The organism is Oleiphilus sp. HI0123 (assembly GCF_001635315.1).
The window spans coordinates 1-826 of sequence record NZ_LWGE01000665.1; the positions used below are offsets into that span (position 1 = coordinate 1).

Sequence of the window (826 nt, forward strand, 5' to 3'; positions counted from 1 at the left end):
GAGGTTATAGCGTTCTGCCGCGGGCAAGAACTGGCCTGGAGAACAAAGGTTGCCGTTGCTATTGATCAGGCGAAGCAGGATTTCGTAATGAAAGTTTTGCTCTTGACCTTGGTTGGGCGCAATGTGTTGAAAGACTAAAAAGAACTGATCATTCGTTAGTGCTTCTTTAATTGTTGTGACCCATTGCATTTCGAGCTGTCGGAACTGTAGGTCTTTATCAGACTCAATGAATACATGAACACGATTACGCCCTTGGTCTTTGGCCATATAGCAAGCAGCATCCGCCATGGCTAGTAGTTGTTCTACATTCTGGTGATAAGGGTATATTTCAACCAAGCCGATACTGACGCCAATGCTGTAACGCTTACCTTCCCAGATAAATAAAAATTTCTCGACGGCTTCTCTGAGACTTTCGGCAATAAGCCTTGCTTTGGGAAGACTTGTTTGGCTAACGAGAATGCCGAATTCATCGCCCCCCAGTCGAGCGATGACCTGCTGAGGCCCGAGCGCTTTTACTTCTTGAAGCAGCTTCTGGCTAATATTTTTTAGCAAGATGTCGCCTGCAGTGTGGCCACAGAGGTCATTCACAATCTTAAACTGGTCTAGATCCATATATAGTAAGCAGGCCGAATCTTCACCTGCTTGAACTTTAAGCAATAACTCTTTTGCTGAACTCTCAAAGGTTCTACGGTTATAAAAGCCTGTTAAAGAGTCGTGCTCAGCCAAATGTTTTAGCTGCTGTTCAAAGGCTTTTCGTTCATTAATATTGATTAGAGTTCCTTCCAGTTCCTCGTTTCCCTGCTCGTTCACATAACGGGCAGAAATA

Annotated in this window: 1 protein-coding gene; it reads right to left on the minus strand. The window is 44.4% G+C overall.

All coding sequences use genetic code 11. The annotated features are described in order from the left end of the window. Positions 1-826, minus strand: an 826-nt coding sequence (locus tag A3761_RS06035; RefSeq protein WP_156491659.1) for a diguanylate cyclase, incomplete at both ends; no start/stop codon positions are given.